Origin of the sequence: Mesorhizobium sp. M2D.F.Ca.ET.226.01.1.1, assembly GCF_004022705.2 — a bacterium.
Classification (GTDB): Bacteria; Pseudomonadota; Alphaproteobacteria; order Rhizobiales; family Rhizobiaceae; genus Mesorhizobium.
In genome coordinates this window covers 446,313-463,143 of the sequence record NZ_RZOY02000005.1, presented here as the reverse complement: position 1 = coordinate 463,143, position 16,831 = coordinate 446,313, and the positions used below count along the sequence as shown (strand labels likewise).

Here is a 16,831-nt window from a genome sequence, read left to right as displayed (position 1 = left end):
ATTCCGATATGCTGACCCGGGAAATGCTTGGGAGGCGTATGTGGATTGGGTCTCGGGTACGATCTCGATAATTCTGGCTTTCTCAGTACCGTTAGTGATCGGTCTCGGATTGTGGTACCGGCTCAAGGGCAGCAAGGGCATAGGCTGGCAATATATCCGGTTCACCGTGATTGCTATCTCGATACCAGTTGCTGGTCTCCTCGCTCTCAACGGCAAGCTCACCGGCGAGGCTTCAACCATCATTGCGGCGGCGCTGGGGTATGCCTTCGGAAAAGATAACGAAGCTACAGGACAGAAAAAGAGCGCCCAGCCTAAACCAGAAACTGCCGCTGACTGACGCTAGATCGACCTTCGCTACTGGACATTGACATCGCGATATAGCGCGGCCTGGGTTGCGTCTAAACACGCTAGACACCGACGCGGCGATGTAGGATTATTATCCTAGATGGGGCGATTTCTCGCGAGAGGTCGCAATGGTCAGACGCAACAAGCCAAAGCAGCTTTCAGAGGTCGAGATTGAGCATCGTTTCCCCGCTGATATCGACGCAATGCGACCACTACCGCGCCTTGGGCGATCTGCATGAGGCCCTGCTAAGGGCGGTGAAGGAAATCACCGGCAAGGACGCGGCTTTCGTTCGCTGGTTTGGGGCGGGATCGAAGTAGGCGCGTGCTGGATCGTTCGAGCGCCCGCCGCGACTGCTCAACCACAGCCTTAGCTTCTGCGACTTCGGCACGAGTGCGACCGATGAGGCGTAGAGCGCTCTCGGCAAGCTCTCGGTCGGTTCCAAATGGATGCATAGCGGTATTTTAACCCCTTTACCGGGGCCGATCAAATGGAACGCGGGCGTTGGCGACCAGCGCGCGACCGGCAACGGCGGAAAAATAGCTTCCTTCACGCGGCATCAGCCCCTCCCTTCCCTCCAGGCGATCCGCGCCATTCGTATCGGTGTTGGAGCACCAACAGCTTGGCGTGAGCATCGATTATCTTGTCGCAAAGCTGAGCAATTTCTGTGGCACTTACGGGCTTCATGTCGGCAAGCACAAGCCTTTTGGTCCTCGACTGTACATTGACGACCTTCGGTTTGATCTGGACCCGCTTGATTTCAGCGTCGCCAACTTCTGGCGAAAAACTGTACCAGAAATCGTGGACCATTCGATTGCGCTCCAGTCGGATGGGGTTGTTAATTTGGTTGATGACATCGGCGAGTTCGTCGTACCAGCCGTCGTCCGGCTTTTTGTCGAAGCCTAGAGCTAAAAGCGCATGCAGCTTATCTCTAAATTCCATCAATCCCATGAGGGCATTTTTGCTAGGTGCATCGGGGAAAGAGACAATTATGGTGAGGAAGACCGCAACGTCTAACTCCAAACTGCTCCAAAGGGTGCACATCCGGCCGATCTGGGCAGAGTGCTTTTTGAGTTGCCGTTCCCTACCCCTTACGAGTTTGACGTAATGCTCGTAGCCCAGCGCCATTGGCTCAACCCCCACATCGCGGCACAAAAGGATTAGCGGAAGATCGAACAAAGGGAAGGCCCATCGCCAGCGCTATTTTACGGCCAGCGTGCGACCAGCGGCGGCGTGAAATGGTTTTCTGCAGCATTGTCAATGTGATGGCAGTATGGCGTGCCTGATAACGCGCCAGATGATGGTAAATTTAGAAGTATTTTCCGAAACAGATACTATAGACAAAACAACACCGCGCAGATCGCTATTGTTTCCACTGCCGTGATTTGATAATCTAATTGTGCCCTAAAATTCAGGGAGCAAGGCGAACACCTGGCCACCTATCCCGCCAGCCGCCGACGACCGCAGTGGGTCAAAGAGCGCTGCCTTATCGGATAGGACCCCCACACATCGTTTAAACGCACTGCCGAAGCGGTTACGCGCTTCGGCAGACCCGTGTAAGGAGCGCCGACCGTGGCACCTCACATCTTCACCGACGAGGGTGATCCTCTGCTGGGCCACAAGGAAGCACTGATTTACCTTGGCTTCAAGCACCCCAACACCCTCTACAACCTCAAATCCCAAGGCCGCGGGCCGAGGGTAACAAAGGTCGCGGGCCACTCAGGCTACCGCATGTCAGACCTGATGGTCTGGAAGCTCGATCGCTACCTGGCCAAGGTGGCCGAGGCGGTGGCGGCATGAGCCCCGCCCCCGACATCACGGCGGCCGAGGTAGCAGCCGCCGAGCTGTGGCTTGTCGGTTACCTCGTCGACAACGCCAAGCCTATGAGCCTCCCGAGCATACTGCGCAGCGCCATACAGTCCGGCCATAAGTGGCGCCACGTGCTGCGGGCACGGTTCAAGCCGATCAACGGCATCATCGCGGCCCGGAACAGCGACGGCGAATGGACCTGGACACTGGCCTCAACAGAAAGGAATGCAGCATGAAACAGAAACCGTATCACAGCGGCCAGTGGGTCGTGACCGGCGACGGGATGACCGGCGATGGCTGGTACTTCATCGCGGCCGATCGGCTGGAGGAGCGCCGCGGCAGCGGCCAGGGCACTGGCCACTACGATTGGCCCCTCCACATGGTCGATAAGACTTGGGTCGATGTTGAACAATTCCTGGCCGCCATCACTGTCGCCCTGGAGCGCCATTGCCCTGGCTACGACCGCGAGGAGTTGGCCTGGAGCGCCGACAATATGCGCGAGCATCGGGCGCGGCAGGACCGGCGGAAGGCTGTCAGGCAGCGCTTGTTCCCGCCGAAAAAGAACGGCCCCATTTTCGAAGCGATCGACCTTGCGAAGTGGTCCGCAGAGCGTGCGGCGATCGACGCTGTGATCGCGGCAGAGGACGCGGCCATCGCGGCGATCACAGAGGAGGCGCAGAGCAAATTCTACATGTGGCAGATCGGCATGGAAGCTCAGCCGGCCATAGGCATTACCGACAAAAAGGAGGCTGCATAAATGGGTCAGGTCATATCGTTCGCGGCGGCGTCTGCGCGTCTTCGGCCGCATCAAACGACAACCGCGCCCCAGCATCAGCTTCGCCCCCTGGAGCAGCCACAGCCCCGTCCGAATGTGGCCGCGGCCAGCCTGGAGGACCAGGTGACCGAGGCAGGCATGCTGCTGATCGAAAGGCTGCGCGGCGGCCCGGTTGCCGTCGATGCTCTCCGGCGCTCCGTCGATGCCACGGGCGCGTCTCGCGAGGCGGCAGCCATCGCGGCGGGCGCAGTAGGCGTCACGCGTCGCAACGGCTTCGCCGAGTTGCCGCGGCACTGGCAGCAGCACTTCGCCAGGTCGACGGATGATCGGACGAACAAATTCTATCTGAGGTTCATTGGCTTGGAGTGAAGGCCGCACATTGGACGGAGGCGAAGCAAACCCGTCCCTGAAATAGAAAGGCCCGGAGCTGCCGAGGAAAACAGCGATCCGGGCCGAGACAGAAAGTACGAAAATGCCTACCCAAGAGATTAATGCATCTGCATCGAAAGTTCAAGCTTCCGATAGCAAATCGCAACCGGTTTCTCCTGCCAGCAAGCTCTCCCCGGAGGCGCTGGCTAAGCACACCAGGCGGCTCGCTCTGGACATCGCCAAGCAGGGCGGTCGCGTCTTCCCGATGCGTTTCATCAAGGATACCAGCGGTAAAGCCCGCAAGGTGCCGGCGGTGAAAGGCTGGCCGGAGAAAGCCACGGGCGAGCATGAGCGGATCGCTCGTTTCTTTGCCCGTCCTGGGCTTGGCATCGGCATAGCGACCGAGGCGTCGGGCTGGGTCGTCTTCGACACCGACCAGAAGCCGGGCATCGACGGCGATGCCAATCTGCGCACCTGGCTGGGCGACCACGCTCACTATCTCGATGAGACGGAGACAATCCAGACGCCGAGCGGGTCGAAGCATTATCGCTTCACCGGTGATCCCGTGAAAAGCAGCAGCAGCATCCTAGCACCTGGCGTCGATGTGAAGTCCAGGGGCGGCTATGTCGTCGGCGAAGGCTCTGTGACGCCGGCCGGCGGCGTCTACCGCGTCACAGCCAATGGTGGCACCCGCCTTCCCCTGCCCCAGCCGATCATCGACCTCATTGCCAATGCCTATACGGCTGCAAAGCCGCGCATGGCCGCGGATGTTCCCGGCGACGATCCGACCGACATCGCTGCCGCCCGCGACTACCTGGCCGAGGCGCAGGACATCGACGGCTATAACAACGCGATGAACCTGGCGCGCAAGCTTTCGGACTTCGGCATCACGACCTCCACGGCCATCGCGTTGTTCGACCAGGAAATCAATCCGCGCCTGCCGCACTATCCTTGGGAGCGGGACGAATTGGAGAAGAAGATGCCCGAGTGGTACGACGGCTGCGAGAATGCATTCGGCGCCGACAGTGTGGCCGTGCAGTTCGACGTGCTGCCGGATGATTTCTCGGACCTAAACTCGCTCGCCGAGGCGGCCAACGACAACGACGGCAAGCGGGACGATGATGTCCTGGCAAGATGCACCCTCGACCTCGACGCGATGTCCGGCATGCCGGTGCCGGAACTGCCGTGGCACGTCAAGGATTGGGTGCCGGGCGACGACGTTACGATGTTCTACGGCGACGGCAGTGTCGGCAAGAGCCTGACAATGTTGCAGCTCGCCGCCTCTAGCGTCCTTGGCCGCGTATGGTTCGGGCTTCCGGTGCGGCGGGGCCGCGTCATCTACATAACGGCGGAGGATAATGCCAAGGTGCTGCACAACCGCCTTGCCAGTGTCGCCAGCCGTGAAGGCGTTTCCATCAGCGAGCTTAAAGCCGCCGGCCTGGAGATCGTTTCTCTCGTGGGCGAAGACCCGGAGCTGGCAGTCGCCAGGGACGCCGAGAGGATCAAGCCGACAAAACTCTGGCGCAAGCTTGTCGCCAGGATCGACACCTTCAAGCCGGCCCTTGTCGTGCTCGACACCCTGTCCGATGTGTTCTCAGGCAATGAGAACGTCCGCAGCCAGGCGCGCGCTTTCATCCATCAGCTTCGCGCGCCGGCCAGCGCTCACGAGCTCGCCCTTATCGTCAATGCGCACCCGAGCCGCGCCGGCCTCGACACTGGCGGCATCAACGCAGCCTCCGGGTCATCGGGCTCGACGGCGTGGCACAATTCCGTCCGCTCGCGATTGTCGATGTTCCGCGACGATCCCAATGATACGGACAGCCGCGTCCTCACGACCAAAAAGGTGAACAACGGGCCTGTCGGTTCGACTATAAATCTGCGGTGGGTGAACGGCGTTTTCGAGGGCGGCATCAAGACGGCGGAGGCCAAGGGCGATGACGCGCGCCAGGCAGAGGAAATGTTCCTTGAGCTTTTGGACGCTTACGCGAAATCGAAGCGGATCGTCAGCGACAAGCCGGGCCGCAACTACGCCCCGAGCGTGTTCGCCGATGACAAGAGCCGCCCGCACGCCGTAAGCAAGGACCGCTTCAAAGATGCGATGAACCAGCTTTTCGCCGAGGACAAAATCCACGTGGCCACTGTCGGAACAGGGACCAGGGTTCAAAGGCAGCTCGCCGCAGGACCGGCGCCGATCGCCGATGCGGCCTGATTTCAACTATGCGGAACGCCCTGAATGGCGTTCTGCACATCGATGTAAAGCTATGAAAACGGATCTAAATCTAACTACGAACGCTCTGCGGAACGCGTTCAGCAGGCGTTCCGCATCCATTTCGCGGTCAAGGCAGAAAACCGTTACGGCACAGTGGCTTAGAGAGCTACGAACGCTTGCGGAACGACTGCGGAACGTTGCGCGTGCATATCCCCCATACCCCCTGGGGGCGTTCCGCACGCGCCCCCGGCTGGGTGCCGGGCGCTACGTCCGCCCCTAACCGTGGCTGTCGAGTTCAAAATCGCCGCTTCGGCAACAAGAGGTCGACAGCGCGGCGAAGGAGGAATAGGCGCGGTAGCGTGCAACCGAGACGGCGAAGCCGCGGAAGGGCGGAGAGCCCGAGAAGCCCAAAGTATAGCACTGGCTATAAAACCTCACCCTGATTTAAACCGCATACCGCGCACGTGCAGGAACGGGCATTCCGTTTTTCGACGAAATGGAATGTCTAAACCGTTGGGTCGGGCTTATTACCGCGACAAGATGTGAATGATCTCGTCGGCGTTAAGCTCGCGCGCATGTAGGCCTGGCCGGATCGGCAGCCACCTGTCCAACATCTGCCGGTAGCGATCCTCGGTAGGACTGTGCGAGTTCAAGTCGCGACCCTTGAACGCCGCGAAGCGCCCCATCTTGTCAACGAGCATGTTTGCGATGCCGATCGAAGTGGTTTCGTTGTTCCCATCGAAGCCGAGGAACTTCGGCCCCTGGCCGATGTGCGCCACACCGGCCTGCACCTTGGCCTTGCCGGCAGCATCCAACGTGTCAAAGCCGCGCTCGATAAACGTCCACATATCCAGCACGTCGACGACGTACGACACGTCGCTGCGCTTGTCCGACCGCTCGGGGAATACCCCGCCATATTGCCAGTCAATTGCCCAGTCGTGGCCGCCGTAGATCGCCTCCATAATAAAACCAGGATCGAGCTCCCGTTTTGCCGGCTCTTTGTACAAGTCGCAAAGCAGAGCAATAATGAGCCGTTGTTCAGGGCTAAAATTCAGATCAACCATTTCGCAACCTCAGCGTTTCCGGCCCAACAACGAGCCGCAATCGAAATCTCATGTCTGAGGCGGGAAGTCCATCTATTCTGTCCCATCGCCAAGCCTTTATCCCACATCAATCAACCGCTGCACTTGGGAAGCCGAAAACGGTTGCCCGGACGCAGTAACATGTCCGAGCTTCGCCAGCTCTGCCGCTATCTCCCGCAAGCTCCGCCGCGATCCCGTTTTCGGGCTCTTGCGGGCCAACCGCTTGGCTTCCCGGATCAAGTCGGGGCTCGACACGCGATAGCCGTGGTTGCCCTCCACACGCCGCCCTGCGGCCTTGGAAGCCCTGTCCCGCGCGCCGCGCAGCTTCGCCACCAATTGAGCCTTCTCGAACTCGCTTACAGCCCCTAGTATCTGGCGGACCATTGCGGCGGTCGGCGTGTCGTCAGTGAAGTGGTTAGGGGCGTCGACCGGGATCAGCTCATAGCCCAGCCGTTGTAGCAGCTTGTGGCCCGCCAGCTGCACCGCAAGGTCACGCGCGAACCGGCTGGCGTTCTCGATCAAGATCACCCTGGCGCCATTGCCGGCGAGATATTCTAGCAGCGCTTGGAAGCCAGGCCGCGTGTCGATCGGGTCCGCGCCACTCACTGCCGCGTCGTGGAATTCCCGGACGACCTCTATCCCGTGACCTCTGGCATATTCCCCGATCGCCTGTCGCTGCCGCGGCGCGCTATCCCCGTCGACATTGGTCCGCGACGAGGTACGCAGATAAGCAACTGCCGTGATCATTCTCTTGATCTTAAGCCTTGACCTGCAAGGCGTTGAGCCGAACATCTGTACATTATACTTGAGAATTAGGTACAGCGTCAACGCTCCTGAAACGCGACAAAGCCCCGCCGAAGCGGGGCTTGACGATCCGGCGAGGCGGTCGACGGCTTACCAAGTCAACAGCCAACTGCGACGGCCGAGCTGCAACAGCGCTTCGCGGTATTGCCGATTGACGTTGAAACCATAGGGAAAGCTGCTGCCGAACAGCCAGGCATTTTCGCGGGGCTCGACGCCAAAACTCAATTCGATGTGACCGATGCGCATAATTTACTCCGTGTGTTGGCTCGGCTGCTTGATTGCGCCAAGGTGATATGATCATACCGAAAATATAAATGCTGTAAATACTGATAGTTTCGTACCGCGATGCGATAATCTAACCACCAAGTTGTCAATCAGTAACTGCAACAATTGTAATATTCGGCAAGGAATGCTTATCGAGGAGCGGGAGAGTACCCTGGGGGTGGGGCCAAGAAATCGAACTCGACCCGGCAAACCTGCATACCCCCGTAGATAAATCGCGCTGGGGTCGCGTGAGAAATTTCGCCGCCTCGCGCGCGGGCCGCCGCTGCCCTTCCCCGCCCACGGTCCTCCCACCTTCAAGCCGACCAGGCACCACCAGCCGGCCTCGCGCGCGGGCAACTCCTACCAGGCTCTCCGGCGGCCCTCGCGCGGGCGGCCAACCCTAGCCCTTCCTCACGCAACCGCGCCTCGCGCCCGGCTAAGATTTTTCCGCTGCCTATACTGAGAAATCGATGCGTATCGAGCTACATCAAACAATTGCTATTTATATCTATACTGTATCGATGCAGTAACCGCCTTCATGTCGCCAATATTCCTGTGTTACAATAGATGCATAACTTTTTTTCGCGCGCCATGCGCGCGCCGACCCGAAAGGATGAATTCGTGCCTATCGAAACCGCCGACGCGGCGAACCGCGTCAATCACCTCAAAGCCGAGCTGGCGCAGTTCCAGAGCCCTGAGCGCTTCGCACGGCTGAATGCCGATCTCGTGGAGGCGGAAGCCATCCTTGAAGCCCTGGCCGAAGCCGGCAGCGAGGAGTGACGCCGATGTCCGACCAATTCACGACCCTTGAAGGGCTTGACGCCAGTATCGAGAAGGCACGATCGGGCGCCATCGCCCTGGCATCAAAGGTCAAGCAGCTCCGCACCAGCATTCGCGACCGGCTCATTTCCAACGGCACCGACGCCAAGGCCCGCGAACTGCGCAGTCAACTGGCCGAGCTTTCCGCCGATCAGGCTTTCAGTGAGGAACATCTGGCCGCGCTGCATGAGCGCCGCGCCGCTATCGCGGCCGAAACCGAAGCAGCCCGCGCCGCAGCCGAGCGTGCCGCGAAGGTCGACGCTTTCCGCGCCCAGGTGGGCCTCCAGTTGAAGGCCGCACAGCGCGTCGACGATCTTATCGCCAAGTTGGCAGCGGCGGCCAACGAACTCAGCGCCGCGACCACCGATTTGCAGGTGGCAGCTTCCACAGTCGGGCTGCCCCGCGCGGCGGTCGATGGCCACGAAAGCATCCGCGTCGGCATCGACGCCTCACTGCGGGCCTGCGGCGCGTTCGGCTTCCTCTTCACCTTCAATCCAAAAGGCCGGCTCGATGATCAAGGTCGCTCCAACTTGGCGACGATCTCCGAACGTGTTCAGCGCTCTGGCGCCGAACTCGTCTCAAGGCTGGAGGTCTGACACATGGCACGCCGAGACCAACACATCCTGTTGCGCGACCCGCTCGCGGCCACCCTTGGCCAGCCGGCGCCGGATAATCGCTCGAAAGCAGAGCTGGCCGAAGCCGACGCTGCCATGAAGGCGGAGATTGTGCGCCGCCGCGCGACGGCAGCGGCGGAGGCAGAAGTTGCTCGCCGTGCCGATCAGGAGCGCAAGTCGACGGTCGCGGCGGCAAATGCGGAAGCCGCTGGCGAAAAGATCAATTCAGACCCGGCGCCCCGTCGCCTGGGCGGCATACAAGGGTGGTTCTAATGACCGACACAGTGATCCCGAGCCAGTTCCAGGGCTCCAACCTCCTTATGGCCAACGATGGCAGCCCCATGCTGCCTGGAACACCCGCCGAGGCGCGCGCTCGCCTAGCCGCCCTGAATGCCGATAAGGCCGTGGGCGACGTGCTGCTCGACGTTCGTCATCCACAACACCAAGCCCGCCTCGCCGAGCGCAGGGGCCTGGAATTGATCGCCGCCAGGGACAAGCCCGCGCAGGTGGCAGCCGATGAGGTGGAGCGTCAGCGCCAAAACGCGTCACTGGAGGCCGCTGAGAGTGCCGGCGTCGCGGGCCGCCTTGGCATCTATCGCGATCTCGGAGGCCGCTCGTGAGCAAGCGCACCACATGGCATTCAAACCGCTCCGACGCCAAGAGGTTCGAGGCGAAATCGAAGCAGCTCCAGCAGAAGCGCCAGGGGGAGCGTCGGCCATCGGCCGCCCCTCCGGCCAAACCGTCACCCCAGCAGCATGAAAGGTAACGCAAATGGCAAACCAGACCAGCACCAAGTCGACCACAAAGCCTAGCACTCAGACCGTGGCAACGCGGCCCCAAGAACAGAAGCCAGTCCTCGACAAGGACACGCTCAGCCCTCCGTGACAGCCAGTTACTGATATGCTCGCTTCGCCCCCTATCAGCTTTCCCGAGTTGCCGCCCGTGATCGCGGGCCTTGGTCCGATTTGGACTATCCTGGCCGACCTCACTCCGCAACAAGTCGAGTTCCTGGCCCGCTATTACGCCAACGGTCGCAACGCCAGCGAAGCAGCGCGACACGCTGGCTATGCTGCGGCTAAGACAGCGGGATACGCGCTGTTGCATCGCCGAGCCAAAGTAGCCGCGGCGGTCAAGCGGATAGACCGCATCTTGGCCCATCGCTTCCAGAATGCCTTCGCGCTCTCAATGGGCGGCGATCCGCGCGGATCGGCCGTGATGAGCGAAGTCTACCCCCTCTTGCCACAGGACATGCGGCCATGAGCCTGCTTGATCGGAAAACGGCCAAGGCTCTTGCGGAGGCGCGGCGCGACTATGAGGAGCGGCTCGCTTGGGCAAAAGCGGCCTTCGATGCGCGCGCCGCCGAAATCCTAGCCTCCACCTTCAACATCGTGCACCCCGCCGCACCACAGCGTTTCCAGTGAAGGGAAATCCCCCATGAGTTTCTTTGACGGCCAGCCCGACCCTAACATCCTGCCGACTGCGGCTGACGGCATCACCGCCGGCCCGCAGACCGGCTTTGCCGCCAACTTCATGGCCGCAGTTTCGGACATGTACCATGCACACTCCGCGTTCGCCGCTCAGCAGGACATGTCCAATCTGGAACAGACGCAGCTCGACGCCCTCTACAAGGCGACGGGCACGCGGCTCCCGGCAGTGTTTCCCGGCGCCTTCTATCCGCCATCGAGCGCTACCGGCCCGTATCAGCAGGACTTCATGCACTACATCGCTGGTGACGACACCGTGAACGACACCATGCGCCAGGAGTACCGCACCAAGGCCGAGGCGCAGATCGTCAAATACGACGAGCTGGCGCAGCAGCACGGACTGCTCACATACGAGCAGATGTTCAAGCAGGTGCAGTTGAATGCGCGGCAGAAGGAAGCCGACGCGCTCGACGTGGCCGGCCGCGCGACGGATATGGGCGTCGTGGGCGACATCGCCGGCAGCGTCGTCGGCTCGATGACGCCGCGTGATCCAATCAATATGGCGACGCTTGCGCTTGGCGGCGCCGGCAAGACGATCCTGGCCCGGGTCGGCGCACAGATTGGCATGAACTCCGTGGCCGAGGCCGGTGAGCTTATATCGGGCTCCGCCGACACGCAGCGGCTCTTGCTAGGCAAGGATGCCCTCACCCCAGAGGATGAAGCGGTGCAGATCGCGGCGGCCGGCCTTGGCGCTGGCGTGCTGCACCTTGGCGGCGAAGGGGCTGCCGCGGGCCTCCGCGCTATCGCCAAGCGCTTCGGCGCCGCTGCCCCCGACATCGCGTCGGCGGCGCTGGCGCACGAGGCCGGCGAGGCAATCGGCCCCTCTCCCTATGGCACCAGCCGCATTGCCGAAGGCACCCATACCGGTCAGGTGCTCGACGCGCTGCGGCGGGATACGCCGTTGAACCTGCCCGGCTTGGCGTCATCGCCGCCGTCGCTCTCGCCGGCAGCGCTTGCCAGCCGTGAAAGCGACGAGCTTTTCGGCGGCACGTCGGCGCCTCTGTCCAGGCTGCTCGATCGACTGCCGAACGGCGTTGATGCCAGCGCGGTTGCCAACACAAACCGCCAGCTGGCCGAGCTTACGGCCCGCATCGGCGAGACTGGCAAGGCCGCAGCGGAGCTCGACACGCAGATACAGGCGAGGCAGGAAAGTGCCATCCCGGCCGACGAGATTTTCCGCAAACGTGCAAAGTTGGCTGATCTAAACGCGCAGATCGCGGACACCACCGACAAGCGCTCCCTTGGCCAGCTCAGCCGCGACAAGGCCCAGGCGGAAACCGCGCTGGCCAGTGGCGAAGCCGCCAATGCCAATTTGCAGGCGCTTGTCGCCCGTCGCCAGGACATTGGCAACGCCGCTGACACGCTGCGGCTCCAGCGGTCGAAGATCGTGGCCGACTTCGCGAACGGTGCCGGCGCGAAGAAATCGACGGCACTCGGCAGTGTCGACAGTGGCCTTGGCCCCGTAGGTCAAACGCGCTCACCTTCCCCGTCAGACGCGATCGAGCGGGAGCTTGCCAAGGCGAGCGCCGGGGACGGTCCCAAGGTGCGGATCATCCCGCCCGAGCCGCCCAAGGCGGTGGCGGAAGGCGCCGCACCGCAGCCGACCAGGCCACCGGCCGGTCAGTTCGGCTCCGGTGAAATGATCGAGCTTGGCCAGCGCTCTGGCGCCATCGACATGGATACCGTAATCCCATTCGGCCGCGACGCAGATGGCAATGTGGAAACGCGTTCGATCCGAGACATTCTCGCCGAGCTGAAAAGCCACGACGACCTTGTGCAGGCCATGAACGAATGCCTTATCTAACTCGATTTCTCTGGCCGGGCTTTAGCGTTCGCTGCCGAGTTTAGCGCTTCACAGGCGGTGGCGTTCCTTCCGTATAGGTGAAGGTCGGCTTATCGGGCTTGGTGAGTTCGAACCCCTTGGCAGCGACGGCGTCCCGCGTGGCCTTCGGCGTGTCATTCTCGTTCATCTCCCGGAGCTTCACCAATTCGTCCGTGTTGAACTGGTCAGGAAGCTTGCCGGTTTCGACAGCCAGCCGATGGCCAGCCTTGGTCCTGTAGAATGTGTAATTCTTGGTATCTGCCATTCGATGTTCCTTTTGCCGGAGATTTTGGCCGGGCGGCATCCGGCTGAGCCGCATATATGTGCGGCCTCCGCTCACGCAAGGTCAGCGCGAATAGGCTGATGTAGTAAACGCGTACGACGGCCCGCCAAAAGGCGGGTGCCAAGCGGAAGGGCTGGCCGTGAGGCCGTTTAAACGCCGGCCGGATATTGAGCCGGGTATTTTGTCGCACCGCACCAAAAAAGATGAAGCTAAAACAGATACTTGGCAGCATCCATTTTATGGACACTCCCTCCGCCACAATTCTAATAAACTCAATTACTTAAGCGGCGTTTTCCGGCTGTGCCATAACTTTTGCCCTAACCGGACATGAAAGGCCCGGGAGCCGAAGCCGCCGGGCCAAAGACTGGGATAGCCTAAACATATGCTTCACTCCTCCATGGCATCCACTTCGAGCGCCTCTGCAGCTTCTCCCCGACGCGATTAAGCCGCTCCACTTGGAAATTAACTATTCGGTGGAATTAATGTCCTGGTCGCTTGCTCGCACTTGGGGCCTGCGCGAATGTATCTTGGGGGTGGTGGCTTGGGGAAGCACCACGATGACATTCGTTGACTATTACGAACTGCTGGAAATCAGCCCGAGGGCGACAGCGGAAACCATAGAGCGAATATTCCGATACTTCGCTAAACGCTACCACCCAGACAATCGCGAGACTGGCGATGAACGGCGCTTTGGCGACCTCGTGGAGGCGCACAACACGCTCAGAGATCCCGCCACTCGCGCGCAGTACGACATTTTATACGGACAATATCTGAGCCAGAGCCGTGAGTTGACTCAGGAAGCAAGCGATCCTCAGGTGGTCGAGAAAGATTCAATCGTCCAGGCGAGAGTGTTATCGCTGCTTTGCGCGAGGCGCCGACAAGACGTAAACAACCCAGGTATCGGAGATGAAGAGCTTGAGCGATTGTCAGGTTGCCCACGCGAGCATCTTGAGTTTCACCTTTGGTACCTGAAGGCAAAGGGCTTCATTGGCAGGACCGAGAACGGGACATTCGCCGTTACCGTGCAAGGCATCGATCGCGCCTATTCAGACCCGCAGGACAGCCGGCCGGTCGCTACAAGATTGCTGGAGAACGCGGTCAGCTAAACATCACGGGCAAGGTGTCCAGCCCTTCCGCTGCTCTGGCGTCATCGCATGGTTGGTGAACTGAAGATTTCGGTCATCGCGGCCGGCGGCACGGCATTCGTGGCAGAAGATCACCTTCACCAGGTCCCAATGCATAGAGCCGTGATCCGGGCCGAGTCGCTTTACCAGTTCCTGGACCGAAGCGCTCCGGGCATCCATGGCGGTCAACCGTTGGTGAAGCGGCGTTATTTGATTTCTCTGACAAAATATGCTGCTTGTCGCGCCCATGAAAAAGCTCTGCCTGATGGTTCTGGCGTCGCTGACGCTGGTCTTGCCGGCCAAGGCGATGGACAATGCGTTGCGCGCCGGTCTGATGAAACTCGATCCCGAAACCCGCCTCGAGCAGCGGTGCGACGCCGAGGTGCTCGATCGGATCAGTCACGACGATCACAATTATAAGGCCGATCGCGTCGTGGCCTATGCCTTCGCCACGCCGCAGATGAGCGCCGACGCCATCAAAAGCTCCGGCGCAGCCTTCCGCAGCAAAGGTCAGTGGTATCGGCTGAAGTTCAAATGCCAGACCGCGCCGGACCATATGGAAGTGCTGCAGTTCCTCTACAAGATCGGCGACGAGATCCCGGAAGCCGATTGGGCCAAATATAATCTCTACGACTAGTTTTCCGCCCGCCCGCCAGGGACGGCGGCCACCCGAAATCCGTAAGAGCTTGAGCAATGGGTATCGTTTTGCGGCGATGTCCAAGCTCGCGTCTTGACGCCGCCGGACCATGCCTTTAGGGCCGTCTGGCTAAAGGCGACGCTCATTTCAGGCAAGGATTTCTAGTCTATGGAAATATTCACTGCCGCGGGCCTTTCAGCCCTCATCCAGGTTGTTGCAATCGATCTCGCGCTCGCCGGCGACAACGCAATCGTGATCGGCCTGGCGGCCGCCGGACTCCCGGCGGATCAGCGCAAACGAGCCATCCTCGTCGGCATCGCGGCGGCTACCGTCCTGCGCATAATCTTTGCCCTGATCACGCAATGGTTGCTGAGCATCGGCCCGATGCTGCTCATTGCCGGCGGACTTCTGCTTTTGTGGGTATGCTGGAAGATGTGGCGAGAGCTGCGCGTCAGCCACGAGGATGAGCGCGACGCGACCGAAGCGCTGTCGAACGGCGACTACAACCAGGACGGCAAGGTCGCCGGCAAGGCACTACGCAAGACCTTCTCGCAGGCCGCCTGGCAGATCGTGATCGCCGACGTCTCGATGTCGCTCGATAACGTGCTGGCCGTCGCCGGCGCGGCCATGAAACACCCGACCGTGCTGATCATCGGCTTGGCTCTGTCGATCGCGCTGATGGGCTTTGCCGCCTCCTTTGTCGCACGCCTGCTGCACAGATATCGCTGGATTGCCTATATCGGCCTGCTGATCATCCTTTACGTCGCGGTGAACATGCTTCTGGGCGGCGCCGTGCAGCAGTTTCCCGACCATTTCGCCTTCCTGGCGCCCTGGTTCGGATCGGACGGCCACTGACGTTCCACCAGGGCTGCGGCCAGATTGCTTCCTGCTCTGGTCGACGGGCAGGTTTGCTTCTCGGCCGAAGCGTGCTATTGCGCCGCGCGAAACGGCTCAAAGCCGTCCTCTGTAGATCTTCAGAGCCTGAGGCTCAACCCTCGATCTCGCTCTCATCTCCTGGAAGCACGTTTATGTCCGCCCCACGCGTCAGTTTCGTCAGTCTTGGATGTCCGAAAGCGCTCGTCGATTCCGAGCGCATCATCACTCGTCTGCGCGCCGAAGGTTACGAGATTGCGCGCAAGCATGATGGCGCCGACCTTGTCGTGGTCAACACCTGCGGCTTCCTCGATTCCGCGCGCGACGAGTCGCTCAACGCCATCGGCTCTGCCCTTTCCGAAAACGGCCGCGTCATCGTCACCGGCTGCCTCGGCGCCGAGCCGGAGGTCATCCGCGAAAAACATCCCAATGTGCTGGCGATCACCGGTCCCCAAGCCTATGAGAGCGTGATGGCCGCGGTGCATGAGGCCGCGCCGCCGAGACACGATCCCTATATCGACCTCCTGCCGCCGCAAGGCGTGAAGCTGACGCCGCGCCACTACGCCTATCTGAAGATTTCCGAAGGCTGCAACAACCGCTGCACCTTCTGCATCATTCCCGCACTTCGCGGCGATCTCGTCTCGCGGCCTGCCGCCGACGTGCTGCGCGAGGCGGAAAAACTCACCAAGGCCGGCGTCAAGGAAATCCTCGTCATCTCGCAGGACACCAGCGCCTACGGCATAGACATCAAGTACCAGACCTCGATGTTCGGCGACCGCGAGGTGCGGGCGAAATTCCTCGACCTCGCCGAGGAGCTCGGCAAGCTCGGAATCTGGATACGCATGCATTACGTGTATCCCTATCCGCATGTCGCCGACGTCATCCCGCTGATGGCGGAGGGAAAAATCCTTCCCTATCTCGACATTCCCTTCCAGCACGCCTCGCCGCAGGTGCTGAAGACCATGCGCCGCCCCGCGCATGGCGAGAAGACGCTGGACCGCATCCGCGGCTGGCGCGAGGTCTGCCCGGATCTTGCCATCCGTTCGACCTTCATCGTCGGCTTCCCCGGCGAGACGGAAGACGATTTCCAAATGCTGCTCGACTGGCTGGACGAGGCGAAAATCGACCGCGCCGGCTGCTTCAAATACGAGCCGGTCAAGGGCGCGCGCTCCAACGACCTCGGTCTCGAGCAGGTGCCGCAGGAGGTCAAGGAAGCGCGCTGGCATCGTTTCATGCAGCGCCAGCAGAAGATTTCCGCCGCGCAGTTGGCCAAGAAGGTCGGCAAGCGCCTGCCGGTGCTGATCGATGAGGCGCATGGCACGTCCGCCAAGGGCCGCACCAAATATGATGCGCCGGAGATCGACGGCTCGGTTCACATCCAGTCGCGGCGTCCGCTGCGCGCCGGTGAGATCGTCACGGTCAAGATCGACCGCGCGGACGCTTACGATCTCTACGGCTCGGCGGTCTGATACCTGCGCGACAGCAGACGTCTTGAATGGAAAAGGGCGCCCTGCGGCGCC

The 16,831-nt window shown here is 61.1% G+C and carries 24 protein-coding genes; 18 read left to right on the top strand and 6 right to left on the bottom strand.

What is annotated here, in order from left to right; all coding sequences use genetic code 11:
• The first annotated feature begins 40 nt into the window (after positions 1 to 40).
• Together EN869_RS14890 and EN869_RS14885 are read left to right on the top strand one after the other, a co-directional pair.
• A complete protein-coding gene (locus EN869_RS14890; RefSeq protein WP_128334325.1) occupies positions 41 to 337 on the top strand; it encodes a hypothetical protein in 297 nt (98 codons plus the stop codon).
• A gap of 179 nt (positions 338 to 516) precedes the next feature.
• Positions 517 to 663 (top strand): hypothetical protein, encoded by a 147-nt coding sequence (locus EN869_RS14885; protein WP_245517766.1) that lies wholly within the window; start codon positions 517 to 519, stop codon positions 661 to 663.
• Between the two features lie 229 nt (positions 664 to 892).
• Here EN869_RS14885 and EN869_RS14880 read toward each other — a convergent pair whose 3' ends face one another.
• On the bottom strand, positions 893 to 1,471 hold the full coding sequence (locus tag EN869_RS14880; protein WP_128334327.1) for a hypothetical protein: 579 nt from the start codon (positions 1,469 to 1,471) through the stop codon (positions 893 to 895).
• A 444-nt stretch (positions 1,472 to 1,915) separates the two neighbouring features.
• Here EN869_RS14880 and EN869_RS14875 point away from each other — a divergent pair, with 444 nt between their 5' ends.
• The 5 genes from EN869_RS14875 to EN869_RS14855 all read left to right on the top strand — a co-directional run bounded on the left by EN869_RS14875 (position 1,916) and on the right by EN869_RS14855 (position 5,505).
• The gene (locus tag EN869_RS14875) at positions 1,916 to 2,143 is read left to right on the top strand and encodes a hypothetical protein (RefSeq protein ID WP_128334328.1); all 228 of its coding nucleotides are present in this window, start codon (positions 1,916 to 1,918) and stop codon (positions 2,141 to 2,143) included.
• Positions 2,140 to 2,388, top strand: coding sequence for a hypothetical protein (locus EN869_RS14870; protein ID WP_128334329.1), 249 nt, complete (start codon positions 2,140 to 2,142; stop codon positions 2,386 to 2,388). Before EN869_RS14875 ends, EN869_RS14870 begins: the two co-directional genes overlap by 4 nt.
• On the top strand, positions 2,346 to 2,909 hold the full coding sequence (locus EN869_RS14865; protein WP_128334330.1) for a hypothetical protein: 564 nt from the start codon (positions 2,346 to 2,348) through the stop codon (positions 2,907 to 2,909). The genes EN869_RS14870 and EN869_RS14865 overlap by 43 nt, the downstream gene beginning before the upstream one ends.
• Complete coding sequence (locus EN869_RS14860) at positions 2,910 to 3,296, top strand: hypothetical protein (protein WP_128334331.1); 387 nt, start codon at positions 2,910 to 2,912, stop codon at positions 3,294 to 3,296.
• Positions 3,297 to 3,399: 103 nt separating this feature from the next.
• Positions 3,400 to 5,505: an AAA family ATPase gene (locus EN869_RS14855; RefSeq protein ID WP_128334332.1), complete on the top strand. Its 2,106-nt coding sequence runs from the start codon at positions 3,400 to 3,402 to the stop codon at positions 5,503 to 5,505.
• A 527-nt stretch (positions 5,506 to 6,032) separates the two neighbouring features.
• Here EN869_RS14855 and EN869_RS14850 read toward each other — a convergent pair.
• The 3 genes from EN869_RS14850 to EN869_RS34415 all read right to left on the bottom strand — a co-directional run bounded on the left by EN869_RS14850 (position 6,033) and on the right by EN869_RS34415 (position 7,637).
• Positions 6,033 to 6,569: a YfbU family protein gene (locus EN869_RS14850; protein ID WP_128334333.1), complete on the bottom strand. Its 537-nt coding sequence runs from the start codon at positions 6,567 to 6,569 to the stop codon at positions 6,033 to 6,035.
• A gap of 96 nt (positions 6,570 to 6,665) precedes the next feature.
• Positions 6,666 to 7,334, bottom strand: a complete 669-nt coding sequence (locus EN869_RS14845) for a recombinase family protein (protein ID WP_128334334.1) — start codon at positions 7,332 to 7,334, stop codon at positions 6,666 to 6,668.
• A gap of 147 nt (positions 7,335 to 7,481) precedes the next feature.
• Positions 7,482 to 7,637: a hypothetical protein gene (locus EN869_RS34415; protein WP_189384639.1), complete on the bottom strand. Its 156-nt coding sequence runs from the start codon at positions 7,635 to 7,637 to the stop codon at positions 7,482 to 7,484.
• Positions 7,638 to 8,276: 639 nt separating this feature from the next.
• On the opposite strand from EN869_RS34415, the gene EN869_RS34410 reads away from it, so the two are divergent.
• The 7 genes from EN869_RS34410 (at position 8,277) to EN869_RS14820 (ending at position 12,376) form a co-directional block, all read left to right on the top strand.
• On the top strand, positions 8,277 to 8,435 hold the full coding sequence (locus EN869_RS34410) for a hypothetical protein (RefSeq protein WP_189384637.1): 159 nt from the start codon (positions 8,277 to 8,279) through the stop codon (positions 8,433 to 8,435).
• A gap of 5 nt (positions 8,436 to 8,440) precedes the next feature.
• Positions 8,441 to 9,070 carry a hypothetical protein gene (locus EN869_RS14840; RefSeq protein WP_128334335.1) on the top strand — a complete coding sequence of 210 codons (630 nt, stop codon included), beginning with the start codon at positions 8,441 to 8,443 and terminating at the stop codon, positions 9,068 to 9,070.
• Between the two features lie 30 nt (positions 9,071 to 9,100).
• Positions 9,101 to 9,361 (top strand): hypothetical protein, encoded by a 261-nt coding sequence (locus EN869_RS14835; protein ID WP_189384635.1) that lies wholly within the window; start codon positions 9,101 to 9,103, stop codon positions 9,359 to 9,361.
• Entirely contained in the window at positions 9,361 to 9,708 is a 348-nt protein-coding gene (locus EN869_RS14830; RefSeq protein ID WP_128334337.1) for a hypothetical protein, read from the top strand. Before EN869_RS14835 ends, EN869_RS14830 begins: the two co-directional genes overlap by 1 nt.
• A gap of 280 nt (positions 9,709 to 9,988) precedes the next feature.
• Positions 9,989 to 10,348 carry a hypothetical protein gene (locus EN869_RS14825; protein WP_128334338.1) on the top strand — a complete coding sequence of 120 codons (360 nt, stop codon included), beginning with the start codon at positions 9,989 to 9,991 and terminating at the stop codon, positions 10,346 to 10,348.
• A complete protein-coding gene (locus EN869_RS34405) occupies positions 10,345 to 10,509 on the top strand; it encodes a hypothetical protein (RefSeq protein WP_189384633.1) in 165 nt (54 codons plus the stop codon). Before EN869_RS14825 ends, EN869_RS34405 begins: the two co-directional genes overlap by 4 nt.
• A 109-nt stretch (positions 10,510 to 10,618) precedes the next feature.
• Positions 10,619 to 12,376: a hypothetical protein gene (locus EN869_RS14820; protein ID WP_128334339.1), complete on the top strand. Its 1,758-nt coding sequence runs from the start codon at positions 10,619 to 10,621 to the stop codon at positions 12,374 to 12,376.
• Between the two features lie 40 nt (positions 12,377 to 12,416).
• On the opposite strand, the gene EN869_RS14815 is transcribed toward EN869_RS14820, so the two are convergent.
• Positions 12,417 to 12,659 carry a hypothetical protein gene (locus EN869_RS14815; protein ID WP_128334340.1) on the bottom strand — a complete coding sequence of 81 codons (243 nt, stop codon included), beginning with the start codon at positions 12,657 to 12,659 and terminating at the stop codon, positions 12,417 to 12,419.
• Positions 12,660 to 13,234: 575 nt separating this feature from the next.
• Here EN869_RS14815 and EN869_RS14810 point away from each other — a divergent pair.
• Complete coding sequence (locus EN869_RS14810; protein WP_127226511.1) at positions 13,235 to 13,783, top strand: J domain-containing protein; 549 nt, start codon at positions 13,235 to 13,237, stop codon at positions 13,781 to 13,783.
• Between the two features lie 3 nt (positions 13,784 to 13,786).
• Here the strand turns inward: EN869_RS14810 and EN869_RS34220 are convergent, their stop codons facing one another.
• The gene (locus tag EN869_RS34220; RefSeq protein WP_127416697.1) at positions 13,787 to 14,050 is read right to left on the bottom strand and encodes a hypothetical protein; all 264 of its coding nucleotides are present in this window, start codon (positions 14,048 to 14,050) and stop codon (positions 13,787 to 13,789) included.
• Here EN869_RS34220 and EN869_RS14805 point away from each other — a divergent pair.
• The 3 genes from EN869_RS14805 (at position 14,031) to rimO (ending at position 16,780) form a co-directional block, all read left to right on the top strand.
• Positions 14,031 to 14,438 (top strand): DUF930 domain-containing protein, encoded by a 408-nt coding sequence (locus tag EN869_RS14805; RefSeq protein ID WP_167507038.1) that lies wholly within the window; start codon positions 14,031 to 14,033, stop codon positions 14,436 to 14,438. The genes EN869_RS34220 and EN869_RS14805 overlap by 20 nt on opposite strands.
• A gap of 168 nt (positions 14,439 to 14,606) precedes the next feature.
• Positions 14,607 to 15,293, top strand: a complete 687-nt coding sequence (locus EN869_RS14800; protein ID WP_127226510.1) for a TerC family protein — start codon at positions 14,607 to 14,609, stop codon at positions 15,291 to 15,293.
• 173 nt (positions 15,294 to 15,466) lie between these two features.
• Complete coding sequence (rimO, locus tag EN869_RS14795; RefSeq protein ID WP_127226509.1) at positions 15,467 to 16,780, top strand: 30S ribosomal protein S12 methylthiotransferase RimO; 1,314 nt, start codon at positions 15,467 to 15,469, stop codon at positions 16,778 to 16,780.
• The last annotated feature ends 51 nt before the right edge of the window (positions 16,781 to 16,831 follow it).